Annotated in this window: 14 protein-coding genes; 7 read left to right on the plus strand and 7 right to left on the minus strand. The window is 54.8% G+C overall.

Going from position 1 to position 19,339, the window contains the following annotated elements:
* Positions 1-7: 7 nt before the first annotated feature.
* A complete protein-coding gene (locus E0L35_RS00645) occupies positions 8-628 on the plus strand; it encodes a TetR/AcrR family transcriptional regulator (RefSeq protein WP_027957058.1) in 621 nt (206 codons plus the stop codon).
* A 39-nt stretch (positions 629-667) separates the two neighbouring features.
* Positions 668-1,123 carry an NUDIX domain-containing protein gene (locus E0L35_RS00650; RefSeq protein WP_039857320.1) on the plus strand — a complete coding sequence of 152 codons (456 nt, stop codon included), beginning with the start codon at positions 668-670 and terminating at the stop codon, positions 1,121-1,123.
* 6 nt (positions 1,124-1,129) lie between these two features.
* Here the strand turns inward: E0L35_RS00650 and E0L35_RS00655 are convergent, their stop codons facing one another.
* On the minus strand, positions 1,130-1,600 hold the full coding sequence (locus E0L35_RS00655; protein ID WP_138799306.1) for an Lrp/AsnC family transcriptional regulator: 471 nt from the start codon (positions 1,598-1,600) through the stop codon (positions 1,130-1,132).
* 125 nt (positions 1,601-1,725) lie between these two features.
* Here E0L35_RS00655 and E0L35_RS00660 point away from each other — a divergent pair, with 125 nt between their 5' ends.
* On the plus strand, positions 1,726-2,688 hold the full coding sequence (locus E0L35_RS00660; protein ID WP_138799307.1) for a nucleoside recognition domain-containing protein: 963 nt from the start codon (positions 1,726-1,728) through the stop codon (positions 2,686-2,688).
* Here the strand turns inward: E0L35_RS00660 and E0L35_RS00665 are convergent.
* A complete protein-coding gene (locus E0L35_RS00665) occupies positions 2,671-3,297 on the minus strand; it encodes a LysE family translocator (protein ID WP_138799308.1) in 627 nt (208 codons plus the stop codon). The two genes, E0L35_RS00660 and E0L35_RS00665, sit on opposite strands and share 18 nt — an antisense overlap.
* Before the next feature lie 564 nt (positions 3,298-3,861).
* On the opposite strand from E0L35_RS00665, the gene E0L35_RS00670 reads away from it, so the two are divergent.
* The 3 genes from E0L35_RS00670 to E0L35_RS00680 all read left to right on the plus strand — a co-directional run bounded on the left by E0L35_RS00670 (position 3,862) and on the right by E0L35_RS00680 (position 11,554).
* On the plus strand, positions 3,862-4,494 hold the full coding sequence (locus E0L35_RS00670; RefSeq protein WP_138799309.1) for a hypothetical protein: 633 nt from the start codon (positions 3,862-3,864) through the stop codon (positions 4,492-4,494).
* Positions 4,495-4,517: 23 nt separating this feature from the next.
* Entirely contained in the window at positions 4,518-6,455 is a 1,938-nt protein-coding gene (locus E0L35_RS00675; RefSeq protein WP_138799310.1) for a hypothetical protein, read from the plus strand.
* 161 nt (positions 6,456-6,616) lie between these two features.
* Complete coding sequence (locus tag E0L35_RS00680) at positions 6,617-11,554, plus strand: DNA repair ATPase (protein ID WP_249362062.1); 4,938 nt, start codon at positions 6,617-6,619, stop codon at positions 11,552-11,554.
* Between the two features lie 432 nt (positions 11,555-11,986).
* Here E0L35_RS00680 and E0L35_RS00685 read toward each other — a convergent pair whose 3' ends face one another.
* The 5 genes from E0L35_RS00685 to E0L35_RS00705 all read right to left on the minus strand — a co-directional run bounded on the left by E0L35_RS00685 (position 11,987) and on the right by E0L35_RS00705 (position 17,830).
* Entirely contained in the window at positions 11,987-12,541 is a 555-nt protein-coding gene (locus E0L35_RS00685) for a zf-TFIIB domain-containing protein (protein WP_138799311.1), read from the minus strand.
* Positions 12,542-12,640: 99 nt separating this feature from the next.
* Positions 12,641-14,761 (minus strand): TonB-dependent siderophore receptor, encoded by a 2,121-nt coding sequence (locus E0L35_RS00690; protein ID WP_138799312.1) that lies wholly within the window; start codon positions 14,759-14,761, stop codon positions 12,641-12,643.
* Between the two features lie 47 nt (positions 14,762-14,808).
* Positions 14,809-15,954, minus strand: coding sequence for an ABC transporter substrate-binding protein (locus tag E0L35_RS00695; protein WP_138799313.1), 1,146 nt, complete (start codon positions 15,952-15,954; stop codon positions 14,809-14,811).
* Between the two features lie 23 nt (positions 15,955-15,977).
* Positions 15,978-16,775 (minus strand): ABC transporter ATP-binding protein, encoded by a 798-nt coding sequence (locus tag E0L35_RS00700; RefSeq protein WP_138799314.1) that lies wholly within the window; start codon positions 16,773-16,775, stop codon positions 15,978-15,980.
* Positions 16,772-17,830 carry an iron ABC transporter permease gene (locus E0L35_RS00705; RefSeq protein ID WP_009285902.1) on the minus strand — a complete coding sequence of 353 codons (1,059 nt, stop codon included), beginning with the start codon at positions 17,828-17,830 and terminating at the stop codon, positions 16,772-16,774. The genes E0L35_RS00700 and E0L35_RS00705 overlap by 4 nt, the downstream gene beginning before the upstream one ends.
* Positions 17,831-18,228: 398 nt before the next feature.
* On the opposite strand from E0L35_RS00705, the gene E0L35_RS00710 reads away from it, so the two are divergent.
* Entirely contained in the window at positions 18,229-19,281 is a 1,053-nt protein-coding gene (locus tag E0L35_RS00710; protein ID WP_138799315.1) for a class I fructose-bisphosphate aldolase, read from the plus strand.
* Positions 19,282-19,339: the final 58 nt, after the last annotated feature.

Here is a 19,339-nt window from a genome sequence, read left to right on the forward strand (position 1 = left end):
GAACAGCGTGGCGAGAACCCAGGACGAAATTCGGCAAACCAACGTAAAAAAGATTCTCCAGGCGGCAGAGCAGTTGTTTGCCGAAAAGGGCTATGCAGGTGCTTCCATGGGCGAAATCGCACAACTGGCAGAGATCCCCAAGTCCAACGTGCACTACTACTTCTCGACCAAAAATGCGTTGTATCAAGATGTTCTGTTAGAGCTTCTCGAGGTGTGGAAACAGGATGCGCTCTGCTTCGAGCTCTACGATGATCCTCGTGTCGTGCTTTCCACCTATATTCGCGCCAAGATGAACCACTCCCGCAACCGCGCCCACGGCTCGAAAGTTTGGGCGGCCGAAGTCATGCAGGGCGCGCCGATTCTTAAGGAGCGCCTGCGCGACAACCTTTACGAATGGGCCAAGCTTAAGGAGTCGAAAATTCGCGAGTGGGTCGAGTCAGGTCAAATCAACCCCGTCGAGCCTTCCTACCTTCTTTATATGATTTGGGCCTCCACCCAGCACTACGCGGATTTCGACTACCAAATCTACCTGCTCAACGACGACCAACCACTGGACGACTTGCAGTTCGAAAAGGCCGTGCAGTCGGTGACCTCGGTGATTTTAAGAGGGATTGGGCTGACGGCTTAAGGGCGCCTGCACACTAGCTGAACCAGGAAGGAGTTACTGATGGGCAATAACGGACAGCCTGTTATCGGGGTGGGCGCTATTGTGCTTCGCCCGGACGGAGCCGTGCTGCTTGGATACCGCGATAAACATGGAGAGTCGCCGTGCTGGTGCTTACCCGGCGGTCATGTTGATGCGGGGGAGTCATTTGAGACGGCAGCCCTCCGTGAAATGGCAGAAGAAACAGGCATTACCGAGTGGCAACGTGTGAAGATCCTGGTGATAACCCAACACCTGAGTAGCTCAGTCTCTACAGTTACCGGTGCAGTGTTAGTTACGGTGAAGCAGGATGCCGAAGCAGCATTGCTTGAGCCAGAGGTGTTTACTCAATGGCGTTGGTTTAGCCCCGGCGCTCTTCCCTCGCCGTTATTCGCGGCAAGTCAGGCGGTATTGTCATATTGGCTTGGCGATGAGTCGCCAAGCGGCTGGGAGACATATCCTATCGCTCAAGCAGAGTGAATTTTGCTATGTAGAGCGCAAGCTTTCCATCGGCACAGACGTATCAAACTTATGCCGCTTACGCGACAGTAGCGTGCGGAACTTGCGCAGATTATCATCGCCATAGAGCACGCGATCACAAAAGCTGTCGTACTCATCTAAATCAGCGACTGTCACTATCAATACAAAATCACACTCGCCGGTTACCTGGTAGCACTGCTTCACTTCAGGGGCGCTCAGCGCTGTTGTTAAAAAACGCTGGTAGAGTGATTTGTTATCCCGCTCCATGGTGACTTCTACCACCATGTGCAAGCACTGCCCCAAGGCGTCAGGGTTGAGTAGTGCTACCTCCCGTTCAATGATTCCAGCGTCGCGTAATCGATTAACGCGCTTTAAACAGGCAGAGGGTGAAAGCCCTATCTCGTCCGCTAGCGCTTGGTTGGTCAGGCTGGAGTTACGCTGAAGTTGGTCAAGGATTCGTCGATCAATGGCGTCCATGAAATAAAATGTCCTTTCTGCGCTCATAAAGAACGAATAGTGATTGTTAGTGCGGAATTGAAAAGAATATTCTGCGCCAGCCCCATTATCATAACCGTTGTTCAAATGATGGCAACGGGGGCTTGATGCAGATAAAGATTCATCATCTATGGGCTTGGGTAACTCACCTATTACAAGACGCGTTGCGCGTGTACCTGACGCTGCTCAAAATCCTGATTCCAGCATTGCTTATCGTCAAAGCATTAGAGCTCTTGGGTGTTATCGGCTGGCTGGGAACGGTATTAGCTCCCTTAATGAGCATACTCGGTTTGCCCGAGCAGTTGGGCGTTGTGTGGGCGGCGGCGCTCTTTACCAACTTGTACACCGCCATTGCGGTATTTCTTCAAGTAGCTGGTGATATGCACTTGAGTGCCGAGCAAGTGACAGTGCTGGGTGCATTAATGCTGGTAGGGCACTCAATTCCTGTTGAGGGGGCCGTTGCCAAGCGCGCTGGCGTACCTTGGTGGGCTACGTTAGTCCTGCGCGTAGGTGGGGCTTTGCTGTTTGCTTGGCTCTTGCACTGCTTCTATTCGTATTTTGGTTTGTTGCAAGCGCCAGTAGCATTGGTATGGCAACCAAGCTTGTCGACAGCGCCAACGCTAAGCAGTTGGGCTATTGCACAGCTTGAAACGCTAGCGCTTATCTTTGTGATTATTTTAGCGCTGATTGTGCTCCTAAAACTTCTGAAAAAGCTCGGCCTGGAGCGCTGGATTCATCTTGGTTTGCTACCGCTACTCAAGCTATTAGGCATTGGCCGTTCGGCAGCGAATGTAACGGTGATTGGTTTTACGTTGGGATTAAGCTATGGCGCAGGGCTGCTGATTAGGGATGTGCAGAACGGGGTGCTTAGCAAACGTGATAGCACGCTTGCACTGTGCTTTCTCGGCCTCTGCCATAGCGTTATAGAAGACACGCTGCTGATTTTGATGCTGGGAGCCGATATAGCGGGCATTTTATGGGCACGGCTACTCTTTGCCGTTATTGTCACCGCTATGATTGCCCGTTGGCCCGCAACCACAATCAATAGGGCGCTACACCGGCTGCCGTAAGCGTAAAATGGATAGGCCCAATCCGATAAAAGCACTGCCCATCAGGCGATTGACCCATGTCACCCGCGAGCGACTGCTCAGCCAGCGGGCGAGATGCTTGGCAAGGGTGCCGTAGGTCATCAAGGTGACAAAGGAGAGTGCCATGAAGGTACCTACCATGATGGAGAACTGAGGAAGCAAGGCGCGCTGCGTATCCAAAAACTGTGGAAACAGGGCAGTGAAGAACAGGATCGCCTTAGGGTTGCTCATGGCGACCAGTATGCCTTCACTGACAGTGCGCCATCTGGGAGTGGGTTTTGCCGGGCTGGTTGAGACCGCAAGGGAGGTGTTGCTGCGCCACTGACGAATGCCCAGGTAGATCAAGTAGGCTGCGCCGCCCAGTTTAAGCAGGTTGAACAGCACTTCCGAGGCGTTCAACACCACCCCCAGCCCCAAGACTGCTGCACTGGCCAGTATGAGTAGGCCAGTGATATTGCCCAGCGACGAAAGCGCCACGCGTTTGGCTCCTCCTGCCATGCCATTGCGCACCGCGACTAGAAAAGCGGGCCCGGGGCTGGCAATGCTGACCAGTGCCACGGCAACAAAAAGCAACCAAGTGGAAAGCAGCATGGGCGCATCTCCTGACGGGGTTGAAGTGACTCATCGCATTAATCCTAATGGATAACACCCGTGTAGACGACTAAAAAGCGTATTTAAGGTGTGGCGAATAAAATGAATGTGTTTCGCGCAATATAGGACTTGTTCTTTCGGTTTCCGGGTCAGGAAGTGGTCGGGTCGGCGACTCAAACTCTCAGCAAGCCTCTAATATCTCTTTTGACAGAGACTCCCCGTTCAGTGTGCGTGCGTACTGTGACAGCTAAACTTTGCTGGCGACCAAAAGGGCGGTCAGCGATCTTAGGCAATTCTGCCCAAAATACCGGATTTTGTAAGACATTCGCTATTGGGTTTGTAAGATATCTCTTAAAAATCGATGACTGAATTGATTTTGCTAGGAGATGCTGTAGTTTTTCCCGGCGTTGCTATCAGGGTTAAAGTCCTAAGCAATAAATGGCATCGACTTAATACGACTTTTTATAGAAGAGCCCTTTCTCAACAAGATGAAAAAGGGCGATCCCTCATGGCGGCATTCAGTATTGATGGCGCTTGTGTTTAGCCTTACTGGGTTTCAGGCGCATGCCTTTATTTATTTCGATTATTACCAGCTTTCCTACCGTCATCTTTACAGTACTGCTAAGTGTCGCCGTTCTTTACTGGTTAGTTTCGCTATCGGGATTGGTCGATAGCGACGTAGTCGAGGGTGATGTTGGCGAAGGCGGTTCGCTGGCGCTGGGTGGTTTACTGGCAACGCTGGGCTTGCACGGCGTTCCCCTGCCGCTAGTGATTACGCTGCTGGCATTAACCGACTGGCTGTTTAGCTATTTCGCAATGCTGTTGTTAGGAACACACCTAAACCCAGGCCTGTTGCTGTGGGTGTTTAATGGCGTCGTGCTGATATTAGGGTTTGTTGTCGCCACTATTATCACGTCCTTGCTGATTCGCCCTATGCGGCCACTTTTTCGCCCCGCTCAGCACCTGCCTATTGAACAGCGTTTGACAGGTAAGCAATGCACGGTTCGCTCGGCAGAGGTGACAAAAGAGAAAGGCCGCGCCGATGCGCATATCGATGGTGACCATCTTATTTTGCAAGTGCGAAGCGGCTCAGCGCTGGTGCGTGGTGAGCGCGCCATCATTATTCAGTACCTGTTTACTGAAGATGCGTACTGGGTGGTATCTGAAAAAGATTTTGAAGCCGGCTTAGCCGATTAATTGCCTTGGTGCAGGAGATAAAGATGGATTTGTCGTGGATCATGCCACTACTGGTTAGTGTCAGTGTGATTGTTATTGCACTGCTTGCAATACTGGCACTGTTTAAAGCCTTTTATCGAAAAATAGATCAAGGTCAGGCGTTAATCGTCAATGACCTCTCCACGACTCCTAAGGTTTATTTTACTGGCGCCATGGTGCTGCCCGTTGTTCACCGTTCCGAAACCATGAAGGTGTCGGTGATCACCCTGGAGCTCAATCGTACCGGGAAAGAGGGGCTGATTTGCCGCGATAATTTGCGTGCCGATATTAGCGTAGCATTCTACCTACGCGTCAATGCCACTGCCGAAGACGTCTTGCGCGTTGCTAAATCCGTTGGCGTAGGCCGCGCCTCCGATCGCGATGCCGTTAATGAGCTGTTTAACGCCAAGTTCAGCGAAGCATTGAAGACCGTCGGTAAAAAGATGGACTTTATGCAGCTCTTCGAAGAGCGCCAGCAGTTCCGCGACGCCATTGTTGAGACCATTGGTCAGGATCTTAATGGCTATATTCTCGAAGACGTTGCGATTGATTATTTAGAGCAGACGCCGAAAAGCTCTTTGGATCCGAACAACATCCTGGATTCAGAAGGTATCAAATGTATCACCGAGATTACCGCCCGGCACAATGTTGAGACCAACCGCCTGGAGCGCGACCAAGAGCTGGAAATTCAGCGCAAGAATGTATCGGCTCGCGAGGCTGCATTAGAGCTTGAGCGAACTCAGGCCGATGCCGAGGCGCGTCAGCGTCGTGAAATCGAAAGCCTGCAGTCTCGCGAGCAGTCCGAAGCCGAGCAGGTGCTTCAGCAAGAGCGTGCGAAAAGCGAAGCCGCGCGGATTAAAACCGATGAAGAGCTGGCTATTGCGGATGAGAACAAGCAGCGTCAGATTGAAATGGCCATTAAGGCTCGTGAGCGTGCGGTACAGATAGAAGAGGTGCGCATTCGTCAGGCAAAAGAGCTTGAGGATGTGACCCGTGAGCGCGCGGTAGAAATTGAACGTATCGGCATGGAAAAAGCGCTGGAAGAAGAGCGCAAAGAGATTGCCGATATTACCAGCCAGCGCATTGCGGTTGAACGCAGCGTGGCGGAAGAAGAAGAGAACATTAACGATGTGCGCAACCGCGCCGAGGCGGAGCGCCAGAAGGTCACTCGCTTGACCGCTGCTCAAGCCGAAGCGGAAGAGCGCAAGCTCAAAGAGGTGCGCGCCGCGGAAGCAGTCTTCGAGCGCTCCAAGCTGGAAGCGGAGGAAGCGGTTATTCGCGCCCAAGCCGATCTGAATGTGGCAGAGAAGAAATCCGCCGCAGAAGAGAAGCAGGCGCGTGGCCAACAGGCGCTTGCCGCCGCAGACGGGCTGGCCGAAGCGCAAGTGCTGGAAGCGCGTGCTCACGCCCAGCGCAGTGAAGGCTTTGCCCTTGCCGAGGTTAAAACGGCCAATGCGAAAGCTGACGAAGATGCCGGGCTGGCGGAGGTGCGTATTCTTGAACAGCGCCTTGAAGCCGAGGCCATGGGCGAGGAAAAACTGGGCACTGCGAAAGCACAGTCCAGAGAAGCAATGGCCAAAGCCGAAGCGAATGGCTTGGTCGAGAAGCTGCGCGCTTACGACAATATGTCCGAAGAGGCTCGCCACTTCGAAGAGTTCCGTATGAACCTGGAGGTTCACGAAAAAGAAGTCATGGCGCAAATCGAAGCTCAGCGCATCGGTATGCTCGAAAATGGCAAAGTAATGGCTGCCGCGATGCACAATGCCAAGTTTGAACTGATTGGTGGCGACAGCGATGTGTTTGAAAAACTCACCGCTGGCCTAGGCTACGGTAAAGCAGTACAGGGCGTGCTTGATAAGTCGCCAGCGCTGCAAGCCACCCTGGCGGGCTTGGCAAATCGTGCCTTGAACGCTGACGCAGGTAAAGCCTCCGAATCTGCCTAAAGGGTAGGGTGACTCTCTATGCAGAGAGTCGCTTTACCTCCTATGCAGAGAGTCTCGGCCTACGTCGTTCCAAGCGGCCGGTGATACCTTTCCAAGACCGCAATCGTCACCCCATTGCGGTCTTTGCTATTTCTAGTGAGCACTTTTTCAGGATGACTACTATGTCGAAGGAGCACTCTTCGGTTGAAAACATCGTCAGAGAAAGCACCGCATTCGAGACAATAAAGCGGCGCTTGAGAACCCAGGGCGGCGAACTGGGCGATTCGATCGGTAAACTGAATGACGCCCGCGCTGACGTTTTCGGTAGCAGTAGCATGGCGCTGTTGGGCCGGGCCCGGGTACGTACCGAAAATAACGCCATTGCCCGCGATATGGTGCGCATTGGCGAGCAAATCCTGTTTGGCTTTAACGTGCAATTGGGGTTGCGCAAAGAGCTTGAGGCGAGCGATATCTTTGCGCTTTATCACCTAAAAGACGACGAAGAGGGGCTTGAGTTAAGCGAAGCGCCGATGGCGGATAGCTTTCTCACCGAGAGCCGCTTTGTTCAGGATTTCAAAGAACTCCAGAAATACTACAGTCACGCTACGCTGGTTCAACTGGTCACCCTGAACAACAAGCTGCTGATCGCTTTTCAAATAGGTGAAAAACTTAGCGATCTGCGTGTCTTCCGCTGGGAATTAGCCGCCAGCGGCGAGGTGAGCCGCTATATCGATAACCGCGGCGAGCGCGACTTGGTGTTCCCCGACCGCTTCGCCTTCCCCTGGCAGACAGCAGGCCGGGATATGCAAGAGCAGGGTCGCGCACCCCATCTGAATATCCTTGATACCGTCTTCGTGGATAACCTGCGCGGACACATTACCTTCAAGATCGAGAACAACACCAGTAGCGGCGAGGGTGTCTTTAGCGACTCGGTGGAGTCAGACTCCCAGTCGCTGGACGATGCCAGCTTTGAATATGCTGATCTTGGTGCGGTGGTGCTGATTCGTATTTTGCCCTTCAATGAGCAACAGTGGCGCTACTACCTTTTCAACCGTGCTGAGCAGCACGTTAAACGTGTTGATGCCATGGCGGGCTCCGTCGTTGAGCTGCCGGAAAACCACGGCCTGATTTTCCCCTCAGGCTACTACTTAAATACCGGTGAGTTGACCACCTACGAAGTACCCGAGGAAGACCTGCGCTTCAAACGTATGGTGCGCTCGCCAAACGGCGAAGATGTTCTCTACACTTTCTACGCGCCGCAAACCGGGCAGGTAGTGCTTTATCGCTACAACTTGATCCGCAAGCAGGTCGATACCCCCATGGTGGGGCACGGGGCGGCGATACTTGAAAACGGTCACCTAGCGATTTTTTACGCTGAAGACGAGCCTACGCTGGTTCATCCTATCCAGGTATGGGCGACGCCCTTTATGTCGGAGCGCTTCCATGCCCAGGATGCGGTGCGTAACGACACGCCACTAGGCCGAATTGGTAACCCGGATCTAGTACGCGGCATTGCCGAGCTCAATAGCATCGTGCAGCTCGCTAACGAGCAGCAGGCATCAGAACGCCACTTTAACGCCATCATCCGGCGGGTTGACCGCACGCTGAACCAGTTCCACTGGATTGGTGAAGCTGACTTTGAAACCATTCACGCCGCGCTTGAACAGCTAAAGCACACCGCTGAACTGATGCTCGATGAGTATGAGAAAGTCCAGGCGATTCGTGCCCAGACAGCCCAGGCGCTAGATGAGGTTGAAAAACAGCAGGCGACGCTGCTGCGGGAGCTAAAGCCCAGCAGTTGGAAAACTCCCGACCTATTCGTCACCTACCTGAAGCACTTACGCGACCATCGTGGCCGACTGATGGCGTTGCGTGAGCGCCGCTACCTGGATGAAGAGCGCCTGCAAACGTTAGAGCAAGCGCTGGATAAAGCGGAACAATCGCTGACCCAGCAGACCTTTAGCTTTCTTGCTCAGCCAGAAGCGCTGGATGGCTACCGGGAAACCCTGGCGACGTTGAAAGAGCAGGTGGGTGAGGCAGAGAATCGCCAGCGGTTGGCGGAGTGCGTGGAGCGCTATCGCGAATTAACCGCGGGCCTGGATATGATTCAAGGGCTGCTGTCCTCGATGTCTGGCGGCGATGCTATTGAGCAGACGCGGATTACCGAGAACATCTCCAGCATCTACGCCTCGATTAATCAGCAGCGCTCCGAAGCGGAGATCCGTTTAAGAGAGCAGGGCAGTGCAGAGGCCCAGGCGCAGTTTGCGGCCCAGATTCGCCTGTTCGAGCAGAGCCTGGCTAACGGCGTGGGCGCGTTGCGGGAACCCGATGACTGCGACCAGTTGATGACGCGAATCCTTGACCAACTCCAGGAGTTGGAGAGTCAGTTCGGCGAATTTGATGAATTTTTAACCACCATCCTTGAACAGCGTGAAAGTGCCCACGAGAGTATCGAAGCACGCCGCCAGCAGCTGCAGGATGAGCGTCAACGTCGTGTCTCTACTCTAACGGACGCCAGTCAGCGGATTTTGGCCAACGTGGAGCGCCGTACGGAACGCTTTGAAACCCTCGAAGAGCTGCATAGCTTCTTCGCGGCGGATGCCATGGTCGGCAAAGTGCGCAGCATGATCGATGAGCTGCGCAATATGGGCGGCAATCTTGAGGCGGACGATATCGCCGGGCGCCTACGCTCCTCCCAGGATGCCGCCATGCGTAGCGTGCGCGACCGTTCCGATATCTATGAATCCGGTGGCGATGTGATTCGCCTGGGGCCGCGCCACCGCTTCAGCGTCAACCAGCAGCATCTCGACTTAACCCTAGTGCCTCGCCAAGAGCGCATCATGCTGCATCTGACGGGCACCCAGTATTACGAGCCGCTGGAAGATGAGCGGCTGACCGAGCTGCAAGACTACTGGAGTATGCTGCTGCCTTCTGAAAGCCCCGCGGTCTATCGCGCCGAGTATCTTGCTTATCGCTTTATGGACGAGTTGGCGCAGCCCGGCGCTAAGCCGATTAATGTGGAAGATTTCAGCGAGTTGCAGCGTCAGATTGCCAATTTTGCCTCGCCGCGCTACCGCGAAAGCTACGAAAAAGGTATCCACGATCACGATGCTGCGTTAATCGTACGCACCTTGTGGCCAGCCCGCCAAAGTGCTGGCTTGCTAGGATTTGGGCCACTGCCGCGGGCATTGGCAATGCTGTTCTGGGCCGATCGTATTCATGATGAAGAGGCGACCCGTAACCTGCGCGCTCGCTGTCTTTCGGCAGGCATTCTGTGCCGCATTATGAATAACGAGGATCTGCTACGGGCTTTGATTCAGGAAGTGCAGCCGCAGCTTGATGCCTTTGTCACGACCCAGCAGTTGGCTAGCGTGTCAGGTCAGGCTGATTCGTCTAGCTTGATAAGCAGCGCCGCTGATTTCCTGGTACGTCAGTTAGCTGAAGAAGGCGAACGTTTTCCGGTCACTCAGTACGCTGCCAGCCTGGTGGAAAGCTTTACCACCTCCATGCAGCAGCAGGGGCACTACGCACATTTCCAAGAGGCCCTGGCCGTGGTGGCGGGTAACCCTGGCGCACGCTGGGTGATCACTTCCCATTGGCTGCAGGCTCACGCAGGGCAAGCCAAGCAAGAGGCATTGCTGCACTACCTTCCCGAAGCGATCGCCATGCTCAACACGGCTGACCGGCTAAGCACCGCCACCCATAATGTCGAGCTAGCCTTCACGGTTACCGGCTTGCTGGGCCAGCACGGGCGCCTGGAACAGCAGCAGCTAACCCTACAGCTAGACGACTTTCAGGAGCGGCTGCGCCACCACGAGCAGGTTGTTATAAGCAATTGGACGGCGTTACAAGAGCGTCGCCAGCTGATTTTACGCGAGCAGCGGGAGCGGTTGCGACTCGAAGAGTACCTGCCGAAGCCACTCAACTCCTTTGTACGCAATAAGCTGATTACCGAAAGCTACCTACCCATTATTGGCGATAACCTGGCCAAGCAGATGGGTACGGTAGGTAATACGCGGCGAACGGATAATAGCGGTTTGCTGATGATGATCTCCCCGCCCGGCTACGGTAAAACCACACTTATGGAGTATGTGGCGAACCGCCTAGGACTGATCTTTATGAAGATTAATTGCCCCAGCCTTGGCCATGATGTGACCTCCCTGGATCCTGACGCGGCTACGCACTCCACTGCCCGGGCCGAGCTGACCAAGCTCAACCTCGCCTTTGAGATGGGCAACAACGTGATGCTCTATCTGGATGATATTCAGCATACTCACCCGGAGTTTTTGCAGAAGTTTATCTCGTTATGTGACGGCAGTCGTCGGGTTGACGGCATCTGGAATGGACGTACCAAGACCTACGATATGCGCGGTAAGCGCTTCTGTATCGCCATGGCGGGTAACCCCTACACCGAAAGCGGCGACGTGTTCAAAGTGCCCGATATGCTGGCCAACCGCGCCGATGTTTATAACCTGGGCGATGTATTAAGCGGCATGGAAGAGGTGTTTGCGCTCTCCTACATCGAGAACGCCATGAGTACCAATACCGTGCTTGCCTCTTTAGCCACGCGGGGCATGGACGATTTCTACCGCTTTGTTGATATCGCCATGGGCCGCGAGGTGCCAAGCACCGAGTTTGAACACGACTATAGCGCCGCAGAGCGTGAAGAGATCGTGGCGGTGCTGAAGAATATGTTTAAAGCCCGAGAAGTGGTGCTACGCGTCAATCAGCAGTATATCGCCTCCAGCGCCCAGGCAGATGAGTACCGCACCGAGCCGCCATTCCGCCTACAGGGCAGCTACCGCAATATGAATCGGTTGGCGGAGAAGATGTCACCGATCCTAAGCGACGACGAACTTGAAGCGATCATTGATGACCACTACGTCGGCGAAGCGCAACTGTTAACCCAGGGCGCCGAAGAGAATCTACTCAAGCTGAAAGAGCTTAGAGGCACCTTGAGCGAGGAAGAAAAACAGCGCTGGGAAGATATCAAGCGTGAGTTCCAACGTCGGCAACTAACTGGGGGTAATGAAGAGACCGGTGCCCTAGTGGTGCGTCAATTAAGCTTAATTGCGGAGGGGGTTGGTCAATGGGGGAAGGTAAGAACGGAGGATAGTTAATGTTGCCTGACGAATCGCTTCCACGTTTATCTATCAATATATGGGAAGGTGGAGGTGAATAAAAAACGGATCAAAGCGATATACCTACTGATTTCGATTGCTCTTGCCTTGATCATTGCATCACTGATGGTTTACGTAGCACTTGATCATAATACTCAAGGAGAGTTCTGCGCGTACACAACCGACATGTCTTCCTGCGATTACCAGCACGAGGCCATCGCTTCTGTATTTCTAGGATGGCTGTTTGCATCTTTGTTTGTCTTCGGAGTTCCGGCGGTTCTGGTGTGTATCATCAGTCGATGCATTGGCTTTTTCAGGCTATTGATAAAGCGATAGCCTGGGGACGATAACCATTTGATGGGATTACCTCGATACCGAGGTAATCCTCTTTCATATTATGAATATCCCCGACCTAACACCTGCCTAAAGCACTCACTCAATAGCGGAGTAAGGGTTTTCTGCCATTAAGAAAGCGCGTAAGTCGGCTTTTTGAGAGTGGCTATGCAGCCACTCGCGCACGTCACAGGCTTTTTGGTAGTCAGAATCACCAAACTTGCTGCGATACAGCTGCTCAAAGGTGTCACTGGTTTTTTCCTGACGTATCCGCTTTTGCCAGGTGTCTGTCAGTATGCTGTTCAGATTGCCCGCAAGTCCTTCGGCGACCAGCATTTCCCACTCGCCTTTATTCAGCCAAACGCCGCCTACCCGCGCGCTATAGTCGATCCTATGAGCATTATCTTTGGCGATTCGAAACTTGCTCATAATGCCGCCGGTCACTGGGCAAATAAGTGCGCCTACGGTATCTTCCACCTCAATGCTTTCAACGCAAATATCCTCAAACACATGTTCGGGATGACGTTCTTTCCAGCTAATGTAATCTTCAATCAAGATCCAATTGCCGCCGCAATTGTCGCAAGTATGACTACGGAAAAGAGCATCCAGAAAGCTGGGGACTAAGTTTCCCTGCTGGCATGCGGTACATTTCATCGGCGCGTTCCTAGTGTTAAGTTTATGATATCTTTCTCATATACAAAAGTTGTCACAAAGATTAATTAAGAGCAAGCTATCACGCCGAGTAATTGACTCTTAAAACTTCACCGACGCCTGCAGGCTAACTTCCAGTGGGTCGCCGACCACTACCCGTGTGCTGCCACCGCTTGAGGGGTAGTAAGTAGTATCGAACAGGTTCTTGGCGTTGAGCTGCAGGTGCAGGTTGTCGCCCAGCCAAGGGGTATCCCAGCCGATAAAGGCATCGGCGACGGTGTAGGCGTCTAGCTGGAAACTATTGTCGGCATCGCCTTCGCGCTCACCCACATAACGAACCCCGCCGCCCAGGCGCCAGTTGCCTAGTTCCGGGCCGGTATTCAGGTCGTGAGCCAAATAAAGGCTTGCGGTGTGGCGTGCGGCGTTGGTTAGCCGGTTACCCTCGGTGCCTTCGGTATCTTTCAACACCTCGGTATCGGTATAGGCGTAAGCGCCTAACAGCGAAAGCTGATCGGTCAACTGGCCGGAAACCGTTAGCTCCACACCCCGGGAGCCCGCTTCGCCTACCGTGCGGGTGACGCCGTTGTCGGAGACGGCCACATTCTCCTTGCGGATATCAAAGAGCGCAGCGGCTAACGAGAACTGGTCGTTCCACAGGTGCTTCACACCAATTTCGCTGCCCATGCTGTGCTCGGGATCCAGCGTCTTACCCGTATCGCTGTCGGCGCCATTGGGCACAAAGGCCTCGCTATAGCTGGCATAAACGGACGTCTCAGGGGTTAGTCGATGCAGCAAGCTCACCGACGGCAGGAAAATATCGTCGCTGATATCGGTGGCGGTCACGAAGGGGCGGCCCCGGCCACCAAACTGCTCATAGTGGGTATAGCGCCCGCCTAGCCCCAGCGTCCAGCGGTCGTTGAAGTGCCAGCGATCATTGAGATAAACGCCGGTCGTATTAATCTCATCCAAGCGGTTGCTTCGCGAAGTGTTAAGGCGATCGCTATCCAGGTTCAGGCCACCGTAACTCATATCATAAATATTCTGGTCGGTGACCGCCGAGCCGCGATACACATCGCCCAAATAGTCCCGGCGGCGTTCGTGATCAATCCCGACGGTCAGGTCGTGGCGCATGCCAGCCAAAGTGGTGGTACCGGTGGTATCCCAGGCGGTGTATTGCACACGGCGGTCAAAACCATAATTGGCGTCTGCACGGCGGGTTAGTGCGCCGGTATCTTCATTCACACGCAGTACCCGCGGCTGGCCATCGCTGTACTGGCGGCGGTTCCAGCCGTAGGTCAATCTTGTCGACCAGTCGTCGTTGATATCCTGCTCCCACCAGGCGGTGACCGCTTCGTCGTGACCAAATACCCGCGACCAGGGTTCATCGAAACGGCGGTCATTGGGTACCTTGGCAGGTTCACCGTCGACAATCACCGTGCCGCGATCCAGGTCCAGGTCGTAGTCGCGATACTCATAGGAGATCTGCGCGCGACTGTCGTTGCCTTCCCAGCGTAGCGAGGGGGCAACGATAGTGCGTCGATTGTTACCGAAGGCTCGAAAGGAGTCTTCATCTTCATGGTGGACGATAAAGCGGAAGGCAAGCCCGGTATCGGCAAGCGGGCCAGTGACATCGACGCTGGCATTGCCGCCGCCCAAGGAGGTGGCTTCGGCGCTGATTTCGCGCTGCCACTCGTACTCAGGGCGTTTGGTCACCAAATTGATTACCCCGCCAGGATCCTGCTGGCCTTGAAAGAGTGAGGCTGGCCCCTTGAGTACTTCTACATGGTCTACCGTCGCCATGGAAAAGGTGCCGCGGGGTTGGCGAATGCCGTCGATCAGCGTCGAACCATCGCTATTGCTGCCAAAGCCGCGTTTGATAAAGCCGTCCTCGGTACCCCCCATATTATTGCCTTCGGTCACCCCCGCAACCATCGCCATCGCCTCGGTGAGGCTGTCGATATTATGATCGGCCATCACCTGGGCGGTGACGGTTTCCACCGTGCGGGCTTCTTCCAGAAACGATACCGGCTGTTTGCTGGCCAAGCTGGAGCGCTGGGCACGATAGCTCTGCGGGGCCACGTCAGTGAGGCGATCTGAGGTGACGATCAGTGTTTCTGAAACTGTTTCTGAAGTGGTCTCGTTGGCTTGTTGCGCGAAGGCATATGGCAGCGGGTTCAGCAGTAGCAGCGGCGAAAACAGTGCAATGGTTCGAGAGCGGAACATGGGTGGTATCGATCCTTTTTGTCGTCAGTGGGTGGAATGAGCAAGCGTTATTGCGCGTTGAGTGCGCCCCAGAAATGTCCCTCGCGGCTTAGCGCTGGTGGGGCGGGCAGCAGCGCGTCGAAGGTAGCGGCCGGGTCGAGGTCGGCGAAGCGTTCGGGGTAGAGCCATTGGGCAATGCGTTCTAGTGCCACAATGGCAAAGGGGCCTTGGTGGAAGCCGTGCCAGAGCGCGTAGAACTGACCTTGCTGAACGGCGTCGAGATGCTGCCAGCCGGGCAGTTCGTGGCTAAGCGAGCGCAGGTCTTGGGCAATCTCCGCATCGCTAATCCCAAGTCCCACGCTGATGCCATCTCCTGCTGCCCATTGCCCCGCGGTATTGATAACGACGTCGGGCGGGTGGCTCAGCACCCACTCGTTGCTTAGCGTCGCCGAAGCGCCGGGGGTTAACGCATCGGCGATATTCTCGCCGCCTGCCCGCGCGACCAGGTCGGCCAGCCCGTTTCTTAAATTGGTACGGCAGCAGTCGACTTTGACTCCAGGGGCGACATTGATCAGTACCCTGGGCGGTTCAGTGGGATGCTCTGTCAACTTCAGCTCTGCCAAACCCTGGTCGATACGCGCCAAGCGCTGTTCAATCAGAGAGATCATACGATTGGCCCGTGGCGTCGCGTTTAATGCCTCACCTAAAAGTGCCAGGCTTTTGGGCGTGTTTTCCAACGGGTGGCGGTTAAAGTCGATAAACAGGTAGGCAATGCCCAACTCGTCGAGTAGCTGCGCCAAAGGGGAGCCTTCAACACTGCTGGCACGTGAGAGATCAAACAGCACCAGATCCGGGGCCAGATTCAGTAGCGCTTCGCTATCGAGCTGGGGGGTTGGCGCGTGTGAAAGCGTAGGCAATTGGGCAAGCGCGGGCCACTGGGTAGTAAAACGTTGGGCCATGGAAGGGTCGAACACGGCCAGCGGATAGGCCCAGCCCGCCAAGTGTTCGGTCGGGTTATCCAGTAAGCTGGCTAGCGTATAGAGCTGGCGCGGCTGGGTAAGAAATAGCCGTGATGGCGGTGCTGAAAGCGTTACCTGGCGCCCGGCGAGATCGGTAAGTTGTTTGGGAAAGCCCGCCTGTGAACCGGCTGCCCAACAAGCGGTAGTGCTTAACAGACTGATCCAACACAACAGATTGATAGCCAGGTGGCGCATTGGGTTATCCTGGATTGACGTCGCTAAATGGAGTGCGCAGTTTGCTCACTGACGCGATCGCTAAGCACAATTGGCCGCCCCAACGAGCATTGCTCGACCCGTGACTCGACTCCGTAGGCGGCGTGCAGTACGTCGGGGGTAATCACCGTGTGAGGGTCGCCGGCAGCCAACAGACCACCGTTGCCAAACAGCAGCACTTGGTCGCAGAAGCGCAGGGCCAGATTGATATCGTGGATAGCCATCAGGCAGACCGACTGCCGTTCCGCAATCACTGTGCGCACGGTATCGATCAGTGCCAGCTGCCAACGCAAATCCAGCGCACTGGTGGGCTCATCCAGCAGTAACAGCGCCGGTTGACGGGCAATCGCCTGGGCCAGACCCACCATCTGGCGCTGACCGCCGGAGAGTTCGCTTAGCGGGCGTAAGGCTAGCGGTCGAATGGCCAGCGCATCGAACACACGCTCAATCAATGCCTCAATCGCCGCGCGGCTTAAATCGGGGCGCACCGCACGGCAGGCGCTGAGCACCGCTTCATAAGCGACTAACGTGGTGGCCTGAGGGAGCATTTGCGGCAAATAGCCCACATGGCGCATCCGCGCTGCGCCGCTGAGGCTGGCGAGGTCGATATCGTTGAGCTGCATTCGCCCGCTGGCCGGTTGTAAGCCCGCGATAGCTTTTAACAGGGTCGATTTACCCACCGCATTGGGCCCCAGCACCGCGACCAGCGAACCGGGGGGCAGTGTGGGCAGGCTTAGCTGGTCGAAGACGCGCCGTTTGCGATAACCGGTCGTGAAGTTGCTGAGCGTAAAACCTGCCTTCATCGTGCTCGCCCCTGCATCATGATCAATGCCATAAAGAAGGGGATACCCACCAGCGAGGTCACCAGACCCACGGGAAGCACCAACCCATCGACCAGCGTTTTACTGGCGATAGAGGCAAGCGAAAGCACCAACGCCCCGGCCAGGGCGCTGCCCGGTAAGTAAAAGCGGTGATCTTCACCCAGCGCCAGCCGGGCCATATGTGGGCCGACTAACCCTATAAAGCCGATAGTGCCCACAAACGCGACCGCCGCAGCGGCAAGTAAACTCACCCGCAGTAGCGAGATAAGCCGCAGGCGTTCAACCGCAATGCCGAAGCTGCGTGCGTGCTCATCACCCGAGCGCAGTGCCGTCATTGCCCAGGCGCTGCGCAGTGAGAAGGGCAAGCACACTGCCAGTACTGCTGCCACGATGCCCACCGTCTCCCAGGAGGCACGGGACAGGCTACCCATCGTCCAGAACACTAATTGCTGTAACGCATCGGGACTGGCGATGAGCTGCAAAAGTGCAACCAGTGCATTGAGTACAAAGACCAGCGCAATACCAAACAGAACGATAATCTCACGACTGGCCCCGTAGAGGCGCGACAGCGCATTGATGGTCAAAATCGATGCAGCCGCAAACACAAACGCCATCAAGGCGGTGGCGTAGTGGGCATTCAAGCCAAATAGGGAAAAGTTGAAGACAATCACCAGCGATGCGCCGAGGGTGGCCGCTGCGCCCACACCGAGGGTAAACGGACTAGCCAGGGGGTTATTCAGCACCGTTTGCATTTCCGCACCGGCCAAGCCCAGGGTGGCGCCTACCAGTACCGCCATTAACGCCGCAGGCATGCGGATCTCCCAGACAATGGCCTGCTGAATCGGGCCTTGAGCATGGGCATCAAACAACAGCGCGATTAAATCAGCCATTGGGATGTGTGCAGGGCCACTGGCGATATCAGCCAGCAGGGAGATGACCAAGGCGATGGCTAAACCCGCGACAATCAGCAAACGGAGAACGATAAAGCGCCGATAGCTGGATGCCAACGGCGCAATAAGTGGCGAAGAGGCGGGCATGATAAAGGTGATTCCAAGTATGAAGCGAAGGAAACAAGAGGAGTCTTATTTGCGACTAACACTCATTCTTGATTGTATTTTCATCTTTTAGTCGTAGTCTTGTCAACTGTAGGGAGACCTAGCGCCACCTGATTGCGGTGGTGCTTCCCCTATGCTCTATTGAAGCGCTAGGATCTGTCTGAAAACTGGCTGCGCTCGACCATACGGCGTTAAAAATCGGCTCAAAGTACTCATTTACACCATGTAAACTCCGTCTTTTCGTCGATTTTTGCCTTGTCTGACCTTCGCTCGCCGACTTTTCAGACAAAGCCTAGGCTTTATTAAATCGATACGCTTTATTTAAGCAGCTTTTGGCATACACTTACTTTTTGTTACATACAAATATAAAGGAGCTCATCATGACTGATATAGCCGCTTTGCTTGGCAGTGACGCCGAGAGTTTGCTTAATCACACGTGCCAGGGTGTACCCCGTGAGAGCTTGCACCTGCCGGGCCCAGACTTTATTGACCGTGTGATGGCGGATAGCGACCGCAGCCCAGCGGTGATGCGCAATATGCAGAGCTTGTTTAATCACGGTCGTTTGGCGGGCACTGGCTACCTTAGCCTATTGCCGGTAGATCAGGGCATTGAACATTCGGCAGGCGCCTCTTTTGCTCCTAACCCACGCTACTTCGACCCGGCCAATATCGTTGAGCTGGCACTCGAAGGTGGTTGTAACGGCGTGGCATCGACGCTGGGCGTGTTGTCATCGGTGGCGCGGCGTTATGCCCACAAAATCCCGATGATGCTCAAGCTTAACCATAACGAAACGTTGAGCCATCCGGCGATATACGATCAGACGCTATTTGCTGATGTAGACCAGGCCCACGACATGGGGTGCGTGGCGGTGGGGGCGACGATTTACTTTGGCTCCCATGAGAGCCGTCGGCAAATCATGGAGATTAGCGAGGCCTTCGAGCGCGCTCACCAATTGGGAATGGTAACGGTCTTGTGGGCTTATTTACGCAATCCAGCCTTCAAGCAGGACGGTACTGATTATCATGTCGCAGCCGACCTCACCAGCCAAGCTAACCATATGGCCGCAACCCTCAAGGCGGATATCGTTAAGCAGAAACTGCCTGAGAACAACGGCGGTTACCGTGCAGTAGGCTTTGGCCATACTCACGACAATGTCTACAGCGAGCTAACCACTGACCACCCCATTGATTTGGCCCGCTACCAGGTTGCCAACTGCTTTATGGGCCGCGCGGGTTTGATTAATTCCGGCGGGGGCTCCAAGGGGCATTCTGATCTCGGCGAAGCGGTGCGCACGGCGGTGATCAATAAACGTGCCGGTGGTATGGGCTTGATCTCAGGGCGTAAGGCCTTCCAGAAACCCATGCAGGAAGGCGTTGAGCTGCTGCATGCGATTCAGGATGTCTATCTCTCTACCGATATTACGGTTGCCTGATGGCTGGCAGTTGGCTAAGCGTAGGCCCTTAAGTGAGCACTAACAAACTTGATGAATA

It is taken from the genome of Halomonas sp. ATBC28, assembly GCF_005937175.1.
Classification (GTDB): Bacteria; Pseudomonadota; Gammaproteobacteria; order Pseudomonadales; family Halomonadaceae; genus Vreelandella; species Vreelandella titanicae.

Bases quoted from the DNA above. Each gene is read 5' to 3' on its own strand.
- E0L35_RS00650 (WP_039857320.1), top strand. From the start codon at position 668: ATGGGCAATAACGGACAGCCTGTTATCGGGGTGGGCGCTATTGTGCTT.
- E0L35_RS00655 (WP_138799306.1), bottom strand. From the start codon at position 1,600: ATGGACGCCATTGATCGACGAATCCTTGACCAACTTCAGCGTAACTCC.
- E0L35_RS00660 (WP_138799307.1), top strand. From the start codon at position 1,726: ATGCAGATAAAGATTCATCATCTATGGGCTTGGGTAACTCACCTATTA.
- E0L35_RS00665 (WP_138799308.1), bottom strand. From the start codon at position 3,297: ATGCTGCTTTCCACTTGGTTGCTTTTTGTTGCCGTGGCACTGGTCAGC.
- E0L35_RS00670 (WP_138799309.1), top strand. From the start codon at position 3,862: ATGCCTTTATTTATTTCGATTATTACCAGCTTTCCTACCGTCATCTTT.
- E0L35_RS00675 (WP_138799310.1), top strand. From the start codon at position 4,518: ATGGATTTGTCGTGGATCATGCCACTACTGGTTAGTGTCAGTGTGATT.
- E0L35_RS00680 (WP_249362062.1), top strand. From the start codon at position 6,617: ATGTCGAAGGAGCACTCTTCGGTTGAAAACATCGTCAGAGAAAGCACC.
- E0L35_RS00685 (WP_138799311.1), bottom strand. From the start codon at position 12,541: ATGAAATGTACCGCATGCCAGCAGGGAAACTTAGTCCCCAGCTTTCTG.
- E0L35_RS00690 (WP_138799312.1), bottom strand. From the start codon at position 14,761: ATGTTCCGCTCTCGAACCATTGCACTGTTTTCGCCGCTGCTACTGCTG.
- E0L35_RS00695 (WP_138799313.1), bottom strand. From the start codon at position 15,954: ATGCGCCACCTGGCTATCAATCTGTTGTGTTGGATCAGTCTGTTAAGC.
- E0L35_RS00700 (WP_138799314.1), bottom strand. From the start codon at position 16,775: ATGAAGGCAGGTTTTACGCTCAGCAACTTCACGACCGGTTATCGCAAA.
- E0L35_RS00705 (WP_009285902.1), bottom strand. From the start codon at position 17,830: ATGCCCGCCTCTTCGCCACTTATTGCGCCGTTGGCATCCAGCTATCGG.
- E0L35_RS00710 (WP_138799315.1), top strand. From the start codon at position 18,229: ATGACTGATATAGCCGCTTTGCTTGGCAGTGACGCCGAGAGTTTGCTT.